General features: G+C 35.1%; 28 protein-coding genes, 1 pseudogene and 1 riboswitch. Of the genes and pseudogenes, 15 read left to right on the forward strand and 14 right to left on the reverse strand.

What is annotated here, in order from left to right:
- Window positions 1-67: 67 nt before the first annotated feature.
- A complete protein-coding gene (gene thiT / locus AC0L0O_RS00365; protein ID WP_001246595.1) occupies window positions 68-736 on the reverse strand; it encodes an energy-coupled thiamine transporter ThiT in 669 nt (222 codons plus the stop codon).
- An 85-nt stretch (window positions 737-821) separates the two neighbouring features.
- Window positions 822-923: riboswitch (TPP riboswitch) on the reverse strand.
- 194 nt (window positions 924-1,117) lie between these two features.
- Between thiT and AC0L0O_RS00370 the strand changes: the two genes are divergently transcribed.
- From AC0L0O_RS00370 to AC0L0O_RS00380, 3 genes are read left to right on the forward strand one after another with little or no spacing between them, the layout of a single operon-like run.
- Window positions 1,118-1,345, forward strand: coding sequence for a FeoA family protein (locus AC0L0O_RS00370; RefSeq protein WP_000060515.1), 228 nt, complete (start codon window positions 1,118-1,120; stop codon window positions 1,343-1,345).
- Window positions 1,342-3,330, forward strand: coding sequence for a ferrous iron transport protein B (gene feoB / locus AC0L0O_RS00375; RefSeq protein ID WP_473785598.1), 1,989 nt, complete (start codon window positions 1,342-1,344; stop codon window positions 3,328-3,330). The genes AC0L0O_RS00370 and feoB overlap by 4 nt, the downstream gene beginning before the upstream one ends.
- Window positions 3,331-3,346: 16 nt before the next feature.
- Entirely contained in the window at window positions 3,347-3,514 is a 168-nt protein-coding gene (locus AC0L0O_RS00380; protein WP_000989589.1) for a FeoB-associated Cys-rich membrane protein, read from the forward strand.
- Between the two features lie 74 nt (window positions 3,515-3,588).
- On the opposite strand, the pseudogene AC0L0O_RS00385 reads toward AC0L0O_RS00380, so the two are convergent.
- From AC0L0O_RS00385 to AC0L0O_RS00400, 4 genes and pseudogenes are all read right to left on the reverse strand, one after another.
- Window positions 3,589-3,684 (reverse strand): annotated as a pseudogene (locus AC0L0O_RS00385) (YolD-like family protein); the annotation flags it as partial.
- A 69-nt stretch (window positions 3,685-3,753) separates the two neighbouring features.
- Window positions 3,754-4,155, reverse strand: coding sequence for a hypothetical protein (locus tag AC0L0O_RS00390; protein ID WP_473785916.1), 402 nt, complete (start codon window positions 4,153-4,155; stop codon window positions 3,754-3,756).
- A complete protein-coding gene (locus AC0L0O_RS00395) occupies window positions 4,112-4,303 on the reverse strand; it encodes an EndoU domain-containing protein (protein WP_429656291.1) in 192 nt (63 codons plus the stop codon). The genes AC0L0O_RS00390 and AC0L0O_RS00395 overlap by 44 nt, the downstream gene beginning before the upstream one ends.
- Before the next feature lie 55 nt (window positions 4,304-4,358).
- A complete protein-coding gene (locus tag AC0L0O_RS00400) occupies window positions 4,359-4,937 on the reverse strand; it encodes a lipoprotein BA_5634 family protein (RefSeq protein WP_000737486.1) in 579 nt (192 codons plus the stop codon).
- Between the two features lie 400 nt (window positions 4,938-5,337).
- Here AC0L0O_RS00400 and AC0L0O_RS00405 point away from each other — a divergent pair, with 400 nt between their 5' ends.
- The 5 genes from AC0L0O_RS00405 to AC0L0O_RS00425 all read left to right on the forward strand — a co-directional run bounded on the left by AC0L0O_RS00405 (window position 5,338) and on the right by AC0L0O_RS00425 (window position 8,160).
- Window positions 5,338-6,003 (forward strand): PspA/IM30 family protein, encoded by a 666-nt coding sequence (locus tag AC0L0O_RS00405; RefSeq protein ID WP_000110287.1) that lies wholly within the window; start codon window positions 5,338-5,340, stop codon window positions 6,001-6,003.
- Between the two features lie 80 nt (window positions 6,004-6,083).
- A complete protein-coding gene (locus tag AC0L0O_RS00410) occupies window positions 6,084-6,488 on the forward strand; it encodes a DUF350 domain-containing protein (RefSeq protein ID WP_000220090.1) in 405 nt (134 codons plus the stop codon).
- A gap of 21 nt (window positions 6,489-6,509) precedes the next feature.
- On the forward strand, window positions 6,510-7,016 hold the full coding sequence (locus AC0L0O_RS00415; RefSeq protein ID WP_000051761.1) for a DUF4178 domain-containing protein: 507 nt from the start codon (window positions 6,510-6,512) through the stop codon (window positions 7,014-7,016).
- Between the two features lie 12 nt (window positions 7,017-7,028).
- Window positions 7,029-7,844, forward strand: a complete 816-nt coding sequence (locus tag AC0L0O_RS00420) for a DUF4247 domain-containing protein (RefSeq protein ID WP_000071195.1) — start codon at window positions 7,029-7,031, stop codon at window positions 7,842-7,844.
- A gap of 97 nt (window positions 7,845-7,941) precedes the next feature.
- A complete protein-coding gene (locus AC0L0O_RS00425) occupies window positions 7,942-8,160 on the forward strand; it encodes a hypothetical protein (protein WP_000180102.1) in 219 nt (72 codons plus the stop codon).
- A gap of 148 nt (window positions 8,161-8,308) precedes the next feature.
- On the opposite strand, the gene AC0L0O_RS00430 is transcribed toward AC0L0O_RS00425, so the two are convergent.
- Together AC0L0O_RS00430 and AC0L0O_RS00435 are read right to left on the reverse strand one after the other, a co-directional pair.
- Window positions 8,309-9,181, reverse strand: coding sequence for a YitT family protein (locus tag AC0L0O_RS00430; RefSeq protein WP_000411239.1), 873 nt, complete (start codon window positions 9,179-9,181; stop codon window positions 8,309-8,311).
- Between the two features lie 187 nt (window positions 9,182-9,368).
- Window positions 9,369-10,406, reverse strand: coding sequence for a YdcF family protein (locus tag AC0L0O_RS00435; protein ID WP_000965224.1), 1,038 nt, complete (start codon window positions 10,404-10,406; stop codon window positions 9,369-9,371).
- A gap of 709 nt (window positions 10,407-11,115) precedes the next feature.
- Between AC0L0O_RS00435 and AC0L0O_RS00440 the strand changes: the two genes are divergently transcribed.
- Together AC0L0O_RS00440 and AC0L0O_RS00445 are read left to right on the forward strand one after the other, a co-directional pair.
- The gene (locus tag AC0L0O_RS00440; RefSeq protein WP_000523317.1) at window positions 11,116-11,934 is read left to right on the forward strand and encodes an S-layer homology domain-containing protein; all 819 of its coding nucleotides are present in this window, start codon (window positions 11,116-11,118) and stop codon (window positions 11,932-11,934) included.
- 84 nt (window positions 11,935-12,018) lie between these two features.
- Window positions 12,019-12,252, forward strand: coding sequence for a spore germination protein (locus AC0L0O_RS00445; RefSeq protein ID WP_002037325.1), 234 nt, complete (start codon window positions 12,019-12,021; stop codon window positions 12,250-12,252).
- Between the two features lie 166 nt (window positions 12,253-12,418).
- Here the strand turns inward: AC0L0O_RS00445 and cydB are convergent, their stop codons facing one another.
- Together cydB and cydA are read right to left on the reverse strand one after the other, a co-directional pair.
- Complete coding sequence (cydB, locus tag AC0L0O_RS00450) at window positions 12,419-13,447, reverse strand: cytochrome d ubiquinol oxidase subunit II (protein ID WP_000017662.1); 1,029 nt, start codon at window positions 13,445-13,447, stop codon at window positions 12,419-12,421.
- A complete protein-coding gene (cydA, locus tag AC0L0O_RS00455; protein WP_001286162.1) occupies window positions 13,437-14,786 on the reverse strand; it encodes a cytochrome ubiquinol oxidase subunit I in 1,350 nt (449 codons plus the stop codon). Before cydA ends, cydB begins: the two co-directional genes overlap by 11 nt.
- A gap of 224 nt (window positions 14,787-15,010) precedes the next feature.
- On the opposite strand from cydA, the gene AC0L0O_RS00460 reads away from it, so the two are divergent.
- Window positions 15,011-15,574, forward strand: a complete 564-nt coding sequence (locus tag AC0L0O_RS00460) for a beta-class carbonic anhydrase (RefSeq protein WP_000838159.1) — start codon at window positions 15,011-15,013, stop codon at window positions 15,572-15,574.
- Here AC0L0O_RS00460 and yidD read toward each other — a convergent pair.
- The gene (yidD, locus tag AC0L0O_RS00465) at window positions 15,571-15,807 is read right to left on the reverse strand and encodes a membrane protein insertion efficiency factor YidD (RefSeq protein ID WP_000809330.1); all 237 of its coding nucleotides are present in this window, start codon (window positions 15,805-15,807) and stop codon (window positions 15,571-15,573) included. The two genes, AC0L0O_RS00460 and yidD, sit on opposite strands and share 4 nt — an antisense overlap.
- 128 nt (window positions 15,808-15,935) lie before the next feature.
- On the opposite strand from yidD, the gene luxS reads away from it, so the two are divergent.
- Window positions 15,936-16,409 (forward strand): S-ribosylhomocysteine lyase LuxS, encoded by a 474-nt coding sequence (luxS, locus tag AC0L0O_RS00470; RefSeq protein WP_001141369.1) that lies wholly within the window; start codon window positions 15,936-15,938, stop codon window positions 16,407-16,409.
- Between the two features lie 496 nt (window positions 16,410-16,905).
- Here the strand turns inward: luxS and AC0L0O_RS00475 are convergent, their stop codons facing one another.
- Genes AC0L0O_RS00475 through ytzI form a run of 3 tightly spaced genes read right to left on the reverse strand, consistent with a single transcriptional unit; the run spans window position 16,906 to window position 17,531 of the window.
- A complete protein-coding gene (locus AC0L0O_RS00475) occupies window positions 16,906-17,136 on the reverse strand; it encodes a YczI family protein (protein ID WP_000911979.1) in 231 nt (76 codons plus the stop codon).
- Between the two features lie 13 nt (window positions 17,137-17,149).
- Window positions 17,150-17,380, reverse strand: coding sequence for a DUF3953 domain-containing protein (locus AC0L0O_RS00480; protein ID WP_000944463.1), 231 nt, complete (start codon window positions 17,378-17,380; stop codon window positions 17,150-17,152).
- 1 nt (window position 17,381) lies between these two features.
- A complete protein-coding gene (gene ytzI, locus AC0L0O_RS00485) occupies window positions 17,382-17,531 on the reverse strand; it encodes a YtzI protein (RefSeq protein ID WP_000912937.1) in 150 nt (49 codons plus the stop codon).
- A gap of 83 nt (window positions 17,532-17,614) precedes the next feature.
- Between ytzI and AC0L0O_RS00490 the strand changes: the two genes are divergently transcribed.
- The 3 genes from AC0L0O_RS00490 (at window position 17,615) to AC0L0O_RS00500 (ending at window position 19,146) form a co-directional block, all read left to right on the forward strand.
- Entirely contained in the window at window positions 17,615-17,932 is a 318-nt protein-coding gene (locus AC0L0O_RS00490; protein ID WP_000435820.1) for a hypothetical protein, read from the forward strand.
- An 84-nt stretch (window positions 17,933-18,016) separates the two neighbouring features.
- Window positions 18,017-18,496 (forward strand): antimutator 8-oxo-(dGTP/GTP)ase, encoded by a 480-nt coding sequence (gene mutTA / locus AC0L0O_RS00495; RefSeq protein ID WP_000276389.1) that lies wholly within the window; start codon window positions 18,017-18,019, stop codon window positions 18,494-18,496.
- A gap of 110 nt (window positions 18,497-18,606) precedes the next feature.
- Entirely contained in the window at window positions 18,607-19,146 is a 540-nt protein-coding gene (locus AC0L0O_RS00500; RefSeq protein ID WP_000361275.1) for a DUF3267 domain-containing protein, read from the forward strand.
- Window positions 19,147-19,181: 35 nt separating this feature from the next.
- Here AC0L0O_RS00500 and AC0L0O_RS00505 read toward each other — a convergent pair whose 3' ends face one another.
- Window positions 19,182-19,859 (reverse strand): HAD family hydrolase, encoded by a 678-nt coding sequence (locus AC0L0O_RS00505; protein ID WP_000617316.1) that lies wholly within the window; start codon window positions 19,857-19,859, stop codon window positions 19,182-19,184.
- Window positions 19,860-19,868 lie beyond the last annotated feature (9 nt).

Genomic DNA, 19,868 nt, shown 5'->3' on the forward strand with positions numbered 1-19,868 from the left:
ATTTATTTTCTTTTGCGTATTTATTGTATTTTTAATTGATATTACGATATGAAAAAAAGAGCGCTTATTAAGCGCCCTTTTTGTTTGCATTTATTTGATAAGCATTGATGCTCTTGAATAAGCGTGGTGAAGTAAGGAATAAAAATATAAGTAAAACGGTACATAGAATATAGGAACCAATCATTGTACTACCATTTACGATTAATGAATATAGCACAGCTGATTGACCTTTCGGTGCATATTGTCCCCAGAAAATGATACCAGCAATAAAGTGACAGAAATAGCGAGCAAAGCTACCGATAAATGTAGCAAGGATAATATAACCAAGAACTTTCTTACCTTCGTTTTGTTTTGAAGAAGGTTTGTCTTTACGGCTACCTAAATTTGATTGTTCTAAGTTATTTTCATTGGACGTTAAAAGTGCTTTTTGAATTGGACGATAGAATAAGCCAGCAAATCCGATAAAAGCAAAGGCAATGAAGTACTCAATGAATGCTTGAATAGGTGTTAAAATGTAAGCATCTCCCACGACAATTTGTAATAGTCCCCAAACTAAACCACCTAAGAAAGCTGATTTAAAGCCCCAGCGGTATGCGATAATAAAAATAGGAATCATAGCAAATGAGATGGAACCGCCTGTTGGAAGTTTAATTGATAATGGTAAAATGTCGATGACCATGGCGAAGGCTGCAAGAATAGCAGATTCGATCATCGCTTGTAAATTGGTGTTACGCATGTTGTTTCCCCCTAAATCCAAGTTGTACAAAAAAGAATAGATATCATAGGAGGATACGAAATACGTAAATAAAAAGAGGTATGTATTTCGGACGTTTGCACAATCCCTGCGTTAGCATTAACTAACAGGTTCGAAGGGTCGGAACGAAGTGTTCCCTCTCAGCGGCATAGCTCCCCCTGTGATAACGAAATTCTTTATTTGTTATTGTTTATTGTAAGCGAAATGGATGAGAATGGCAAACGAATACAGTATGACAATGATTGAAATAGAATTGTAGCGAAATGTTAATAAATATGAAGCAAAAGGGTATAGTACAAGAGAAATAGAGTGTGCTATAATTCTTTTGAAAATAATTATCATTCTCTTCGGAGGGGGAAGGTTATGAGCTTAGTAGATATTAAAATCGGTGAGAAAGTGTTAGTAAAAAGTATGCGGTCTTTAGATTATTTATTAAAGAGAAGGCTAGCTGCTTTTGGTCTTTCTGAAGGAAGCGAACTTCGTATGAAGCAGAAAGCGATGTTCAAAGGTCCTTGTACATTGGAGTGTCGTGGACAGTTAATTAGTATTCGTCATTGTGACGCGAAAATGATAAAGGTGGAATTAGCGTGAATAAGGTAGCTTTGCTAGGGAATCCGAATACAGGGAAAACATCATTATTTAATGCACTTACTGGTTCTTATGAATACGTAGGAAACTGGAGCGGTGTAACAGTAGAAAAGAAGGTTGGTAAATTAAAAGATAAGCAAGGGACATTAATTGATTTACCAGGTGTGTATGATTTAAATCCAGTTTCGCGTGATGAAGGTGTTGTAACAAACTTTCTATTAACAGAAGAATTTCAGCATATGTTAAATATTGTGGATTCCTCGCAGTTTGAACGAAATATGCATTTAACGTTGCAATTACTTGAATTTGGTAAGCCAGTTTCAATTGGTTTAAATATGATTGATGTGGCGAAGCAAAGAGGCATTGTAATTGATGTTAAACGATTATCGGAACTATTAGGTGTAACAGTCGTTCCTGTCGTTGCAAGAAGCGGAAAAGGTTGTGAAGAATTACTTGCAACTCTTAAAGAAAATGACAAAAAAGAGAAACAGCCATTCATTATTTCATATGGTATACAAATGGATGAAGGAATTGGAGAAGTAATTTCTCTTTTAGAGAAAGCGAATTATGAGCATCCGAGATGGTTAGCGCTTCAATTTTTAAGTAATAACGAAGTAGTAGAAAAAGAAATGAAGGTATTACCAATCTATAAGGAACTCAAAGCCATTCGATCTCGCTTAGAGGGAAAACTTGATTGTACGTTGGAAGAGCATATTTATAAAACTCGTGAAGCGTATATTGAAAAGTTAAAAACAAATGTTATGAAGCATGAGAAAGAAGGAAAAATTCCTTTTTCAGAAAAAATGGATAGATTAATTACACATAAAATTTTAGGACTTCCAATCTTTTTAGCAGTTATGTTTTTTATTTTTCAGGTTACGTTTACGTGGATTGGGACACCACTGTCAGATATGTTAGATGAGTTTTTTGCTGGGCAGCTTACGGATTGGGTGACAGCTGGACTTACAAGTGTTGGGGTTTCTGATTTTATTCAAGCACTCATTACAGAAGGTATTATTGCTGGTGTTGGTGCTGTATTAGTATTCGTTCCACAAATCTTTGCACTATTCTTTTTCATTTCATTATTAGAAGACTCAGGATATATGGCGCGAATTGCAGTTGTTATGGATAGAATTATGGAGTTCTTCGGTTTAAACGGAAAAGCGTTTATTCCGATGATTATCGGTTTTGGATGTAATGTTCCAGGTATTATGGCAGCGAGAACGATTGAACAAGAAAAAGAACGTTTACTTACAGTTCTTGTAACACCATTTATGTCTTGTTCGGCACGTTTACCTGTATATGCGTTATTTGCGGGCGTATTCTTCCCTCATAGTCAGGCAACGGTTGTGTTTTCTTTATACGTTGCAGGGATTGTTCTTGCGTTATTAGTTACAAAAATTATGTCTCTTACCATTTTAAAAGCGGAAAAATCTATTTTCGTTATTGAGCTACCTCCTTACCGCGTACCACAAGCGAAAACGTTATGGTTAAGTACGTGGGAGAAAGGAAAAGGATTTGTTCGTAAAGCAGGTACATTTATCTTCGGTGGTTCGGTTGTCATTTGGTTATTAAACTATGCAGGTCCATCAGGATTTGGTGTTGATATGGGAGACAGTTACTTAGCGATGATTGGTGGATTTATCGCACCACTATTTGCACCGCTCGGTTTTGGAACGTGGCAAGCTGCAGCATCCCTTTTAACAGGATTTTTAGCGAAGGAAGTTGTCGTTTCTACAATGGCAATTATTTATGCGGTGAAAGAAGATGTGCTTGGCAATGTAATGGGAGCACATTATACAGCATTATCAGCTTATGCATTTATGTTCTTTATTTTATTATATGTTCCATGTTTAGCGACAGTAGCCGTTATTAAACGTGAAACGGGTTCAGCGAAATGGACGATTTTCTCAGTCGTTTATCCGCTCGTAGTTGCTTATGTATTAACGTTTATTATATACCAAGTTGGATCTTTACTCGGAGTCTAAAAGGAGATGTATTAGGGTGATGGTCAATATTATAATTGGAGCTATCATTTTTGGTTATGCAGCATACACGTTAGTTAACTTTGTAAAGAAAAGTAAAAAAGGAAAATGCGCGGCATGTTCTTTAAATAAATCATGCCAGTCGAATACTTGTAGTCCGGATATGGAGAAAATTGCTCATAAATAGAAGAAAGCTTTGCGAATTTGAATTGAACCCAAAAAGTTAGAAAAATATATTAAGCAACTACTAACTAAGGATTGAACTCCTATAGAATTAGCAATGTTTTTTCCACCTTTAGTACCTTCTAGATATCGTTTTACTGCTTGTATTTTATCTTTTGAAGAAAATTTAACCATAAAAAATGCACCTCCAATTGTTAATTATGTGTCTAACAATTGGAGTGCACTTCATTACAGGCAGTCTTTTTAATTTACTTTAATATCTCGTCCTTCTGTCATCACTTTATTTCTCCAAAGCAAAAGTAATCTCCTAAATTCTGAAGTTTCTAATTTACATTGATTATTTGGTGGGCTAATGTAATAATTAATCGCGCTTGTATATTTAGGTTCAATAAATACAGCAGTAGCATTGTATTCTAGTTCATAACTAGGGTACTTTCCCTCTACGACATGGTCTAAAACTTCTATGTATTCATCCGCTTCATCTTCATCTAGATTTTCTATAAAGTCAGATACAATAGCAATTTCTTTTGGTAAACGAATTCTTAGTCCACCAAATGGGTCACGCCAAAATTCATGTGAATAATTCATTAATACAACCTCACTATCTTCTCGTATATTTTGAATAAGCAGTGGTAATTTCTCCATTTTCAATAATCATCTCAACCTTAAATCCAGAAGAAGTTTGCCCTACGTATTTATTTGGAGCGATTTGAACACGATTGGTATATGCTTCTTTAATAGAATCAACTACCTGGACTCTATTCCAATCCTTAGGGAAAAATGCACCTCCAATTGTTAATTATGTGTCTAACAATTGGGGTGCACTTCATTCGCGAAGCTTTTTTGTTTTACTTCTTAATTTTTACAAGTTGTGATGATTCTACATCATTCTTTCCAGGAAATTCTTTACTTGGGTCTTTATCAAATTTTAATACCCCAACAGATTTTTCATCACCTTTTACATTGCTGTAAGTTGCGTCATCAACAATGGCATACATATCTGTATATGTACGGCCACTTCCGATAATTGTATTGCCTTCGTATTTTAATTTTGCCCCATCAAGTGTAGCATTTTCTACTTTCTCTTTTGCGAATAATACACCTTGTTCTGTTGTTACAGCTGGTAATTTATCAAGTGGCTTCGTGTCGTCTTTTGCATCCACTTTGCTAAGTAACTCTTTCTTCACAAGTTCTTCACCAGTTTTCTTATCCATGACAAGAACTTTTTTACCGTCTAATGTTGTCATTTTCATTTTATAGAAGTCTTTTTCTTTCACTTCTTTTTTATTTTTATCTGCAATTTGTGTTACTTGCTCTTCTGTTCCGTACAGTACAAAACCGTTTGCTTTCTCTCCTAATAAAGAACAACCTGATAATGCTCCGAATGAAATTGCTGCTGCTAATCCGATTCCTACTAATTTTTTCATGATGATTTCTCCTTTTATCTGTTTTATAGTAAATACATTTTTGTATTAGTTCTGAAATGATGAGAAGCTTGTTCGTTGCTTCTAGTATTAGTGTATAAGAAATATGGAAACGTAACTATCGAGTTAGCTTACAGTAATATTACACTTATGTAATTTAGTGAAATCGCAAAAAAGTAAGTTAATTTTAAAGGGAGATAATGAGAATATATTAGAAATACAATATTGCATCTAGAATGTCATATTATAATGGATGTATTTTGGAAATAACATGTAAGTACATCTTCATTTTGTTATAATAAACACATAGCTGTAAAAATGACTATTCTTTACTGTTAAGGAAGATTTTTATTTTTCCAAGTAGTGAATTTAAAATATGAGGTATATCATAGGAGGAATTTAGATGTCTGTATTTAAACGATTACGAGATTTAACAATGTCGAATGTGTATTCATTAATTGAAAAAGCGGAAGATCCAGTTAAGATGACGGATCAATATTTACGCGATATGCAAGCGGATGTACAAGAAGCAGAGAAAAGTGTAGCGGCTCAAATTGCACTTGAGAAGAAATTCAAAATCTTATTTGAAGAGCAAGAAGCACTTGTGAAAAAACGTGAAGAGCAAGCTCATATGGCTGTTCAAGCAAGCAATCTTGACCTTGCGCGTCGTGCTCTTGAAGAAAAGCAAAATGCAGAGCAAAAGATGAATGAGTATAAAGCAAGCTATGAGCAAAACAAAGCTGCTGCTGATAATCTTCGCCTGAAGCTAGAAGAAATGCGTAAGCAATTAACTGAGCTGAAAAATAAACGTGAGACACTTGTAGCACGTGTAAATGCGGCGAAAGCACAAAAGAATATTAATCAGGCGATGTCTGGATTTGATTCAAACTCAGCGAAAGCTGGTTTAAGCCGTATGGAAGAGAAAGCTCTTCAATTAGAGGCTGAAGCAGAAGCAAGCGGTGAAGTGTACAAAAAAGAAAAGTCATTAGATGATGAATTCGCAAGCTTAAACAAAAATTCTGCTGTTGATGATGAATTAGCTCGTATTATGAAGCAGTATGAGAAATAATATAAAATAGAGACAAATGAACCGACATGTCTAAACAAATTCATGTCGGTTTTCTATTACTTTTTAGAGGAGGTTTTGCAATGACATGGATGAATGTAGTTGCCATGCTTGTATGGACTGGAGCGAGTGCAGTACTTTTATTTGCAATTATGTGGGTTGATTCAATTTTTACGAAATACAATGATTTAAAAGAAATAAAGAATGGGAATACAGCTGTAACAACTCGTTTCGTTATGAAATTATTTGCGCAAGGGTACATTTTATCTCAATCGATTACGAAAGCAAATGACTTATGGCAAGCGCTACTTGCTTCAGCAGTTTCTTTCGTTATTTTATTAGTGGTAGAAATGTTTATCGAATTTGTATTAAAGAAAATGGCTGGCTTAGATTTAGAAGAAGGTACAAAAGAAGGCAGTGTTGCACACGCGATGTTGGCCGGATCATTACATATTGTTGGTGCACTTATTTTAGGTGCTTGTTTATAAAGAGATAAGGAGGGGTAGATCATGAGTTTATTTAAACGAATTAAAAATATAATGAAAAGCCCAGAACCACCGAAACCAGAGAAAAGTTTATTAACGTTAGCTCCTGGCGATATGGTTGAAGTTTCATTAGTCATGTACGAATTAACTGGAAAAACGAGTATGCATTCTCGTAAAGAAATTGTTTTAACACTGCAAGACGGGAAAGATATTCGTTATTTAAAAATTGAAGACCGTGAGAATACGTATTACAAATTATATACACCAATCGATGGTCGTCTAGATTCAATTGATGAAATTCCGACGACAATTGAAATGGATGATACAGAGTATCATATGGAAGAGCAATATAACGGACGTGTTGTTGTGATGGGGAAAACACCATTCTCTGCTTCAGAAGAACAGTATGTATGGGAATTTCAATCAGATAACCGAAAATTATTGCGTATTGAATGGCAAAATGGTCGCACAATGATGTATGAGGGAGAAGCAATTATTCCTGCTGATGTACAAATTATAAGAGCAACGTAAGGGGGCGTAATCATGTCAAACCGATTGTTTACCATGATTAAATCGTTCGTGATCCCTATACTTGCTATCGTTATATTACTTGTTGTTGCTGGATATGCCTTATCAGGTTGCCAAGGCGGACAGACAAAGTCGATTCAAGACCGTTATCCACTTGAATCTGTCGCAAAAGAAGGTAAACAAGAATCTTACGTGTATAGGGCCGCCAATCGGTCAGTTCCTGAAGTAGCGAAGGAACTCATTAATGAAAGAGAACCGAAGCAAGCATCTAAAGAAGACGAAAATCAAATGTTCCTCGTTTATTCTGATAAGATTTATAACTTGCAAAAGGATAAAGAGAAGCCATCTGATACGTTAATTGAAATAAGTAATAAAGAGTTTGTCCGTCAAAATTATCAACCGTCCTTCCTGCAAGGATATATTATGGGAAGTATTTTAAACGATATATTCGGTTCACGAAAATCATCGTACGGTGATTATCGCGGATATAATGACAGACAAAGTCATAAACCGGTTATTCCAGAGAGACCACCTACGAAAGAAGAAAAGAAAACCCCGCCTCCAATTACGAAGGAAGGGAAAGGATCTATCATTAAGCGAGGCGATAATGTAGATTCGAAATCTTCTGTAGGAGATACAGGAAGTATTACGAAAAAAGGAAGCAACACGCCTCCGCCTTCTACTGGAAGCAAAGGGAAAATTACGAAAAATCCAGGTGGTTCAAGCGGATCAGATGTGAAGCCGAAATCATCTATTAAAACGCCGCCAAGGAATACATCTCCCCCGAAAACGAGGGTCGGTGGTTCAGGAAAGATTACGAAGAGAAGATAGTGTAGAGACCGAAAAGTGGAATTTGCTTTTCGGTCTTTTTTATCCTGGGAATGAATTCCTTGTAACTGGTACAATTAAGTTATAAGGAGGGGATAGTATGACTATGTATAAAAGATTTAGTGTAATTATGTTCCTCGTATTATTCTTAAGTTTGTTCATTAGTACAACGATGAAATTTCACTTTGTAGTAAGTATTCTATGGATACTATGTACATGTACGCTCTTTCTATATGTTCCGCTACGTTTTCAACAAGAAGTGCCAGCTTTTCAAAAATACGTAGCATGGATGAAAAGCGGGGGAAGATGGGGCGAGTAAAAATATATCAGCGATTATTGGAATATATCGACCGCAACTCCAAATATATCAGCGATTATTGCAATATATCGACTTACCGACAAAAACTGACAATGGTAAAAGAAGAAGGTGTGCCAATATGTTGGCACACCCTCGTTTTTCATAACGATTAATGAATATCACGTTTCTTAAAGTTACCGCCTTTTACTTCTGCTACGTCATAAACTGTAATAAAGGCGTGTGGATCGATTTCATTAATAAGTTCTTTCATTTTACTTTCTTCTAAACGGTTAATTACACAAGAAATTTCTTTGAATTTCTCTCTTGAATAACCACCGTACACTTCGTTATATGTTGCACTTCGGCCTAAACGATCACGAATTGTTTCTACCATTAATTCAGGTTCTTTTGTAATAATTTTAAATGCTTTCGAACCACTTAAACCAACTTCAACGATATGAATCACTTTCGAAGCAATAAAGTAAGCAATTGCCGAAAGGATAGCTCCTTGAAGACCGAATACTGTTGATACGAAAATAAATACGAACATGTTTAAGAATAAAATAAGGTCACTCGTTCCAAATGGTAACTTGCGAGAAAGTAATACAGCTAGCATATCGATTCCATCTAATGCCCCGCCGTTACGTAATGCTAGTCCCATACCAAAACCGATAATGATACCACCAACAACTGTAACTAATAATGTATCGCCTTCAATAATAGCTGGTATTCCGTGCATGACAACGGTACCTATTGCTAATGAAGCAATCCCAATAATAGAATAAATTGCAAAGCTTTTACCGATTTGCTTATATCCTAACCAAACGAAAGGAATGTTAATAATTGCGATTAGAGCTCCTAATGGCAATCCAAATAATCTTGAACTAACGATACTCAAACCAGTTACACCACCGTCTGATACGTTATTTGGAATTAATACTGCTTCTAATCCGTACGCTGTGATAAATGCCCCAATAATAATCATCAAAGCTTTTGAAGCGATTTTTAGCTTATTGGGCTTGTTTTTGATAATTTTCTCCATATAATTTCCTCGTTTCAAACTAGTTTCTTATTTGTTACGTAATTCACACCTAATTTCCATTTTAACATTTAATTTGAAAAAATTCTCTTTAAAGGATGTATGCAGGGAATATTATCACCATATTATCTTTAAAATATTTTTTGAAATAAGTATAAGAAATCCCATCCTTTCAAAGGATGGGATGCTATTAAGAGAATATAAAACTAAGTACTGATACAAATAAAGCGAATCCTAAAATAACTCCGCAAAACTTCATATGACGTTTACGTCCCATTACGACAATCGCAACATATTCACGAATCATCGCGTTCGGCCAGTAATAAAAGGCAGTTTTTGATCCAATTCCTTGGCTATTAAGACCGGCTTGCCTTGCGTATATACCAGCGCGGAAAAGATGGAAGTTGTTTGTTGTAAAGATACTTCTATACTTACCTTCAGGTTTTAAAGAATCCATAATTTCTTTAGAGAACAACATATTTTGATATGTGTTGACAGAACGATTTTCTTGTACTGTATGTTCAAGCGGAATTCCTTTTTCAACAGCATACTTTTGCATCGCTTCTGCTTCAGGAAGCCCTTCATCTGGACCTTGGCCACCAGAGAATATAATTGTTGGTGGTGTATTCACAGCTGCTTGTTTCCAGTAAAAGTCGATTGCTTTATGAATACGACTTGCAAGTAAAGGTGGTACTTTATCATTAATTAAGCCGCTACCAAGAACGATGATGAAATCTTGATTACGTCTTGGTCTGTTGAATTGGTATAGAAAATAAGCAGTTAAGAAATTAGATAAGTGTATAAAGAAATATACTGTTATAAGAGAAATACCAGCGAAAATAGGCTCTAAATGTGAAGAGAACAAACTTGCTGGACTTATAATAGGAAGTAACATAAAGAATAAAATCCCTAAAGCTGCAAGGAGCGTTAAACAGTTAGTAAAACGTCGTCCTTCTCGCTTCATTAAAATTCTAGCATTAAGAAATAACCCAAACATTAAAGCAACAATACCAAAAGGAATCATAATGATAAGTGCTAAAATAGGTAAAATGATACTATAGCGTAAGATATCACTACTTGAATTCACAGATATAATTACACAAAAAAGAAGGAAAAAACAGATAAAGGTATTAAATAAAAAGCCGTTTATTATTTTTCGTGGATCTTTTAAATAGGAGATAAGAAAAATAATAAACAGTATAAGAGGGATAATTCCGAAATACAGCATAAATATAGTACACCTCAACTTGTATAAGAATTTGACATACCTTTTATATTACATGATTTTATAATTGAAAATGAAAGAAAAAGGATTTTGAATTTTCTCAATAAAATATATGGATACGTATGTTACAATATATTCAAAGCGATATATTAAAAGTAAAATGGTTGAGGGGGCACTCTATAGAGTGTCTTTTCTTTTTTGTATGTAATTATGCATATTAGATTTATTTTCAAGTGAAGAGGATTAAAATATAAGTGGTAGGCAGACTATATAAAGCAGAATTTAATACAAACATTTCCCTCTACTTTTTGTATCTAACAATCGTATAACAATAAATAATTCTGTTTTATAGTGTTTGTTTATGAAAGGCGCCTTCTCTGAAGGCGCCTTTTTATTGTTTAGTATAGACAGTTTTTACTGTTTGCATAGTGGAAACTATCTATACTAAACATTAGCAATCTTCCGTATAAATATTATCAATTTACTATATATTCCAGTGGTGTTAACCTACATATGAAAGGCTTTCTTTTTCAAAATATTACCCCTAATAAATTTTTGAAGAAGTCAACTGTCTCCAGACTTGCCATTCATGCTTAGCAAAAAAGAATCCTTTTGGATTCTTTTTTGTGTTCGACAAAATATGACAATATACATTTAAATAATTTGTTATATTGTTAAATGGTTATTATGGTAAAGAGAAGGAGAATTAAGTATGGGATTAAAAAAATTAATTGTAACAGGTGCAATTGTTGCAACTACAGCATTTACTTCAATTGGAACAGCGCAGGCAAGCGCAGAGTTTAAAGATGTTCCAAACAATCATTGGTCTTATAAAGCAATTATGGATTTAGCAAATAAAAACGTTGTTGCTGGATATGGAAATGGACTTTTTGGATTTGGGGATGATGTAACGCGTGAGCAAGTTGCCGCTCTTATGTTCCGTCATTTAAAACCGACAGTAAAAGAACAGTATAACAATCCATATAAAGATATTACGGATCGTTCAACTATGTTTAAAAAAGAGATTCTTGCTTTAACAGAGATGGGTGTATTCGTTGGAGATAACACAGGAAAATTTAGACCGAAAGATTCGTTAACTCGTGAAGAAATGGCACAAATTTTGACAAGAGGATTCCAATTGCAAATTAGAGGGGATCATAATTTCCCGGATGTCGATAGAAATGGATGGGCGAATCCTGCGATTACTGCAATTAAATCAAATTATATTACGGCTGGAACTGGTGATGGTAAATTCGCACCTAAAATGCATGTAAGTCGTGAGCAATACGTTCAGTTCTTATATAATGCAACGTTACCATTTGAAGAAAGACCAGGAGCAAAACAACCACAGCCACAACCGAAACCAGAAGTAAAACCAGAAGTAAAACCAGATCCGAAACGTTTTGCTAACTGTAAAGAAGCAAACGATGCGGGATATTATGATATTACAAGAGATAGTCCATATTATGGTAAGCATTTAGACCGTGATGGCGATGGGATTGCTTGTGAGAAAAAGAAAAAAGGTAAATAAGAAAAAAGCACTCAGTTGGAGTGCTTTTTTCTTATGGAAACATGCTATTTTGTTAGGCGCTTTTCATAGAATGAAAGTAAGGAAATGAAAGTGGGTGACAAAATGCCATCAGTTGTGGAAGGTGTTATTATTGAAAACTGTAACGGAACGATTAATTTAGGAGATAAATATAATGTGCAGCCGATTGAAAAAACGCAAGCTTATAATGGATCGGGATCATCGAATACAGGGATTAAAGTACAAACATTTAGCGGGATTAGTACAGCAGATGTAGGGGATAGTGATGCGAATGACCAAGGAATACAATTTACTTTATAGAGAAATATGCAAAGTTGCATAAAATGATGAACTTGCCCTGTGCTACAATCTAACTGTGAGCTGTTAATGATTCTTCTGTATTATAGTTGTTAGATTAGAAATATAACATCCTATCGAAAATCATACGTAGAAAAAAGACACTTCAAACGAAGTGTCTTTTTTCATTTTAGTGATACCCTTTAGCAGAGTCTTTATGAATTTTATTTTTAAAGATACTGTAACTCCAAAGTTGATATCCAATAACAATTGGTACCATAACCATTGCAACGAAGAACATAATTTTTAAGTTTAATTGACTACCAGCTGCGTTGTATAACGTTGTACTATAAGCATCATTAATACGAGATGGTAACATTCTTGGGAACATACCCGCAAAGCCAGTTGTCATAAACATTGCGATTGTTAAGCAAACGAATGTGAATGCAAGGCCGATTTTATGTTTGTACACCATAATAAGCGCGAGTACACTCATTAACATTGCAAGTACTGGAAGAATGAATAGTACCGGGTACTCTGTGAAGTTTTGGAATAAATTTGTACGATTTGCAGTTGCTACATAGAAAATAGCTAAAATGATAGCAGCTGCCATTGAAAATGGTCTTGCGATTTTATAAGCACGGTCGGATACTTCACCAGTCGTTTTAATCATAACCCAAAGGGCACCGGATACGACGAATATAGCAGTGAAGAACAACCCTCCTAAAATACCGTAATGATTTAGTAAGCTAAGTAAATTTCCTTCATAGCCATTTTTTCCGATTTGCAGTCCGTAATAAAGATTAGCAAATGTAACACCGAATAGGAAAGCAATTAAGAAACTACCAATTGCAAATGCCCATTTACAAGTTTTTTGCCAAATTGGTGAATCATCTTTATGCATGAATTCCAGTCCAGCAGCCCGAGCAAATAGTGCAAGTAATACTAAGAATAACGGTGTATATAAATAACTAAACATATTTGCATAAGTGACTGGGAAGGCAGCAAATGTTGCACCACCAGCTGTAATTAACCACACTTCATTACCGCCCCAGAACGGGCCAATTGCTTCTTGTAATTGATTTCGTTCTTGTCGATCTTTCGTAACGAAAGGAAAAATCATTCCGTTACCAAGTGCATACCCATCAAGAATGAAGTAAACTGTCCAAATCACGCCCCATAGACCAAACCAGATGATTGCAAGCATATCATGAGACATGAGCCACGCCTCCCTTAGTAGCAGGTTCTTCTAATGCTGCTGGTCCTTTTTTCGCGAACTTCAGCATTAAATATACGTCTGCGATTAAAAGTAAAGTATAGAACAAGATTAAACTAATTAAAGAGAACCAAATTTGCGGGACAGATATAGGTGATACAGATTCTGCTGTACGCATTAGTTTATAAACTGTCCATGGTTGACGACCTACTTCGGCAACAATCCAACCAGCGTTAATTGCGATATATGGTAGTAAAACAGACCATATTGTAATTTTTAAGTAACGTTTTGAGTTTTCCAGTTTTCCTTTTCGGTTTAAGTAGAAACCGTACCAAGTTAATGCCATAAAGAACATACCAAGTGCAACCATTAAGCGGAAGCTATAGTACACAAGGTTAACATTTGGACGATCTTCTTTCGGAATATCTTTTAAACCAACAATTTCGCCATCAAATGAATTTGTATAGAAGAAACTTCCTAACTTTGGAATCGTAAGGAATTCAAAGTTCTTTTCGTTTTTTACATCAGGAATTTGAACAATCGAGAAGCCTTGTCCTTTTCCAGTTTCCCAAACAGCTTCCATCGCAGCACCTTTAGCTGGTTGATATTTAGCTGCTGATACACCAGATTGATGTCCTATAAACGGTGTAATTGTTGCGGCGAATAAGCCTAACATTAAACCAAACTTAAATGACTTTTTGAAGAATTCAACTTCATTTTTTCGTAATAAGTGATAGGCACTAATTGCCATAACGAAGAAAGCACCAACAATATAACAACCAATTACAGTATGGAAGAACATGTTCCAAGCGTATGGATTCGTAACGAGTGCCCAGAAATCATTTAATTCAGCGCGGCCGTTACGTACGACGTAGCCAACAGGGTTTTGCATAAAGCCGTTTGCTGTAATAATCCAAAGGGCGGAAATATTTGTTCCAAGTGCAACCATCCACATACAGAAGGCACGGAACTTTGGTGAAATTTTGTCTTTACCGAATAACCATATTCCCATGAAAGTAGATTCTAAGAAGAAGGCAACGAGTGCTTCGATTGCGAGAGGGGATCCGAAAATATCTCCCATATATTTGGAGTACTCAGACCAGTTTGTTCCAAATTGGAATTCCATCGTAATCCCGGTTATAATCCCCATTACGAAGTTAATTGTAAATAATTTACCCCAGAAATTTGCCATTTTGCGGTATGTTGGATTCAATGTGCGGGCGTATTGAGTTTCCATACATGCTACTAAAATGACAAGTCCGATTGTCAAAGGTACAAATAAAAAGTGATAAAAAATAGTAATTGCAAATTGAAAACGACTCAGTAACAGAACGTCGGACATAATAAATATTCACTCCTTTTTTACATTATCTACAATTAGTTTATAGTGAAAATAGGATTATAGTATGTGAGACTTGTTACAAAGCTGTGTGTATATTTTGAAAGAATTATGTCGATTATCTGAAAATATCTTATTTTTACTATAAAGCGATATCCTTTTTGAGTTTTTCATATTTTGGTACACTATTCATGTAGTGTAAACGAGAGAAAAGAGGGTTCCTTACTATGAAGTCATTAGAAGAGATTTTGCAATACAATGAGAAATTTGTGGAAGAGAAAAAGTATGAAGAGTTTGTAGCGGGGAAATTTCCAAACAAAAAGATGGTAATTATTTCTTGTATGGATACAAGACTTGTTGAACTATTGCCGAAAGCGATGAATATGCGTAACGGCGATGTGAAAATTATTAAAGTAGCAGGTGCTGTTATTTCACATCCGTTTGGAAGTATTATGCGTAGTATTTTAGTCGCTGTATATGAACTTGGCGCTGATGAAGTATGTGTAGTTGGTCACCACGATTGTGGCATGGCAAAAATTCAAGCGAGCAGTACAATTGAGAAAATGAAAGAGCGCGGTATAACAGAAGAAAAATTAGATATGCTTCGTTATTCTGGAATCGATTTAGAACAATTCTTGCGCGGTTTCTCTAGTGTGGAAGAGAGTGTAGAACATAGCGTATCAGTACTTCGCAACCACCCATTACTTCCGGAAGAAGTACCTGTTCACGGTCTTGTTATCGATCCTGATACGGGAAAATTAGATTTAGTTGTGAATGGTTACGACAATTAAGAATTTACTTTGTCATCCTTTTTATCTGGGACAGGATCAAATCCTCCTGGGTGGAAAGGGTGACATTTTAATATACGCTTACAAGTAAGCCAAAAGCCTTTGAATGCGCCATGCTTTTGAAACGCCTCTAATCCGTAATGAGAACAAGTCGGATAGAAACGGCAAGTTGGCGGTGTCATCGGAGAAATGAACTTTTGATAAAAGCGTATAATCCCAATAAAAATCTGTTTCATAATGGTCTCCTTTTCGGCATATTCTTAAAGTATTATAGCACGACTGTACATAATACTTTACTAATGTGCATTTCCGTTATATCATATTGGATATAACGGAATTAAATTAAAAGCGGGAGAGATGTTGTATGCCATCAGTAGAAAGCTTTGAATTAGATCATACGATTGTAAAGGCACCTTATGTAAGACATTGCGGAGTTCACAATGTAGGTAGTGACGGTATTGTAAATAAATTCGATATTCGTTTTTGCCAACCGAATAAACAAGCAATGAAACCAGATGTTATTCATACGTTAGAACATTTATTAGCATTTAATTTACGTAAATATATTGATCGTTATCCGCATTTTGATATTATCGATATTTCACCAATGGGCTGCCAAACAGGATACTACCTTGTAGTAAGCGGAACACCGACAGTTCGAGAAATCATTGATTTATTAGAATTAACATTAAAAGATGCGGTTCAAATTACAGAAATTCCAGCTGCAAATGAAACACAATGTGGTCAAGCGAAGCTTCACGATTTAGAAGGAGCAAAACGCTTAATGAACTTCTGGTTAAGCCAAGATAAAGATGAACTTGAGAAAGTATTTGGATAAAGTGAGACTGCCTGTGAAAGGGCAGTTTTTTTTGTGGCATGATAATAAATGAAATTATATCAACGATTTTTCGAATATATCGACTGTAACTTGAAATATATCAACGATTTTTTTAATATATCGACGTTTCGACACTGGATATCGACTTACCGACAAAAGTTGACAAAAAATCATCCCTATTTTATTACGTGCTTGTAAATGCGAAATTGCTCAAGATTTCATTCTATACGTAGCGAAGGTAGTTTGATATGAGAGCGAAGAGTGTAAGAATAGAGACGAAAAAAAACGGAATGCTCATTGATTTTCGTCCGGATATAAATTCGTTAATTCCGACAAGAATAAAGAAGCAACTGAGAATAAATTGTACGTATGGGAGAAGTGAGAAATGATCGGTAATCTGGATATAAGTGCAAAGCGAGACTATGAGAAGCGTGAGAAGTCCTAAAACAATCCGTAATCCGGTTAGCATTATATAACCTCCTTTTAAATAGACTATTTATCGGAATAGTTCTGAGAAGCTAAGAAATAAAGCACCAGATCCAGCGAGAAAAGCAAGTATGCCACTAGATTTTCTGTCTTGTTTTATTTCTCCTAGTCCTATAGTGAAAGCCATTAATCCTAATAAAATGAATAGGTAAGGCATAAGTTCTTTGTTGCTACTGATAAAACTATAGGCTGCTATAGATAAAGCAATAAGTGATAAAGTAATCCGCAGTCCTTTTAGCATGCATGTCCCCCCTTTATTTTATATAGCTAATGATAAGAACAATCCAACTGAAAGTTCCAGCAGCAATACAAATAAATCCTGTCCCTGAATCTTTTTTCTTTATTTGTTCAATTGCAATGAGAAACATTAAAGTTCCTAATAGAAATTGTGAAAGTGGTAGAAAGTTATTTTGACCTGTATAGAGCCCAATTACCGACGCAATTATTACAGTGAGTGCGATTGTGATGCGAAGTATACGAAGCATACTATGAGTCCTCCTTATTATTTTTTGAGTAAGGGTTATCTTCTGGTTTATCAACAGAATGTTTGTAAGCATACCCTTTATTAATCGTCATGACAGAGAGTACTAATATGACTAGGACGATGATCATACCGATAATTAATATTTTGAGCATAAAATCCCTCCTTTTCTTTATTTTACATAATTTTGTAATTGATGAAAACAATAGAAATTAAAAGGATGAAAGAAGGGTGTTACATGGAGCAGAAAAAAACATATTATATATCAATAGGAAACGGTCAAATTTCACAAGTGAAGACAGCGGATACGTATAATTTTGAGATTTCCGCAAATGATGAGGAAATTACGGAATTAAGAGAGTACTTCGATCAAGCATATGTAGAGGATTTAGGTTCATTTGTACGCTCCCACGTTCCATTTGTTGAGTATCATCACGATTCAAATAATGACCGATATGATGAACAACTACAAAAAGCATATAAAATGATTTACGATTTAGGAAATCATGAGACGAAAGAATTAGTCGCGCAAATGGGAATAATCAATGGATTATAATTGGATAATATTATGCAGAAAAGCGAGAATATGCTACAATTTGTGGTAGGAAAAACTTGTAACCATCAATAGGGGAGTAATGGCATGTACAAATTTAAAGATTATTACCACAACACTGTACAATTATCGTTTGAACGTTATCCATTTTCTCCTGAGCCAAAGCATGTTTGGGTTGTATGCCGGTACGGGGATCAATGGTTATTAACGCATCATTTACGTCGCGGTCTTGAATTTCCAGGTGGAAAAGTAGAACTAGGGGAAACACCGGAAGAAGCGGCAGTTCGAGAGGTTCATGAAGAAACCGGCGGCATAGTTTCTGATTTAACTTACTTAGGACAATATAAAGTATCTGGAAAAGACAAAATAATCATTAAAAACATTTATTTTGCAACAATTAGTGCGGTAGAACAACATACGCATTACGAAGAAACGAAAGGATCTGTTTTATTAACAGACATTCCTGACAACATTAAAACGGATAGAAAATTTAGCTTTATAATGCGCGACGATGTATTGGCGCGTACGATGAAACATATAGAAGAAATCGGCTGCTTTACGAAGTAAAGTGGCCGGTTTCTTTTTTTGTATAAGAATAAATGTAAATATATCTTTACGTGATTTTGGATATATTATACAATTTTGTAAAGGTATATTTACATTTTAGGAGGGAGAAGATGGATAAAAGAAAAGAAACAACTGTTACTCTTTCGATGGTTAAATTAAATATCTATGCATTTCTTATAATATTTGCTTTGGCGTTTGGAATTGGTTATTTGCATATATTTCTTTCAGGCGGGGTTCAATTTGAAATTACATTACTAACTATGTTTCTTTTTATTATCACGTTGCTTGTTATCGTTTGTATTCATGAGGCGATACATTTAATAGGGTTTCGTTATATCGGAGGCGTTCCGTGGAGTGAATTAAAATGGGGCGTCAATTGGAAATTAGGTGTTGCATATGCTCATTCTAAACAGGCGATTACAGTAAAGCAAATGAAGAAGGTGTTAATGCTTCCGTTTTTACCGACTGGAATTTTGCCAATTGTAATTGGGTTAGCTACGAATATGCCATCAATCTCATTTTTAGGAATTCTACTAACAGCAGGTTGCATGGGTGACATTGCCTTATATCAAAAAGTTTCAAAGTTTCCAGATGATGCGCTAGTTCAAGATCATCCGAGTAAACCACAGTTTACAGTATATGAATCATAAAGGAAGCGGAGGCGTTCGGGAAACGAAGCCTCCTTTTACCATTTTTTTGTTTTTGTCTCTACCTCTAAAAACGAAAGCACCTCCAACAAATCACCCACCACACGCGAATGCTCAAAATCACCCCAAAATGAATCTCTCTTCCATACACCAAGAATCCCTACTTGTTCAGAACCCAGTACATCATTTTCAGGATGATCCCCAACGTAAAGACATTCTTCTGCTTTCACATCTAGCTTTTTTAAAGCTCGTTCGAAAATTTCAGGGTGCGGTTTTTTAATTCCTTCCGCTTCTGAAACGAGAATCATATTTGTATACTTATGTATGTTTAGTGCGTGAAGATTGTTCATTTGAAAGTCAGTAAAGCCGTTTGTGATAATACCAATTTTAATATTTTGTTGTGTTAAACGTTGAAGTAATTCATGCATGTTTTTGAAAGGGATACAATGATTTTGAAAATTTGTAATGTAGTCGTGCAACAGTTGTTCTTGCGTTAAAGTAATAATGTTATATTCGGAAAGGAGAGTGGCATATACTTTATCTTTCCACGTATAGCCATTATTATCGAGTGTAAGAAATCGAGAACAATACTCGGATTTTTCTATGTTCATTAAGTACGAGGCAAAGCGATTATATTGATCATGAATAAATTGTTCTAAAGATTGGCGCCGGTCTAATAATGTTCCATCTAAGTCGAATAAGACTGCCCGAATCATAGGAAACCT

Source organism: Bacillus sp. GS3m_15504, assembly GCF_055825275.1.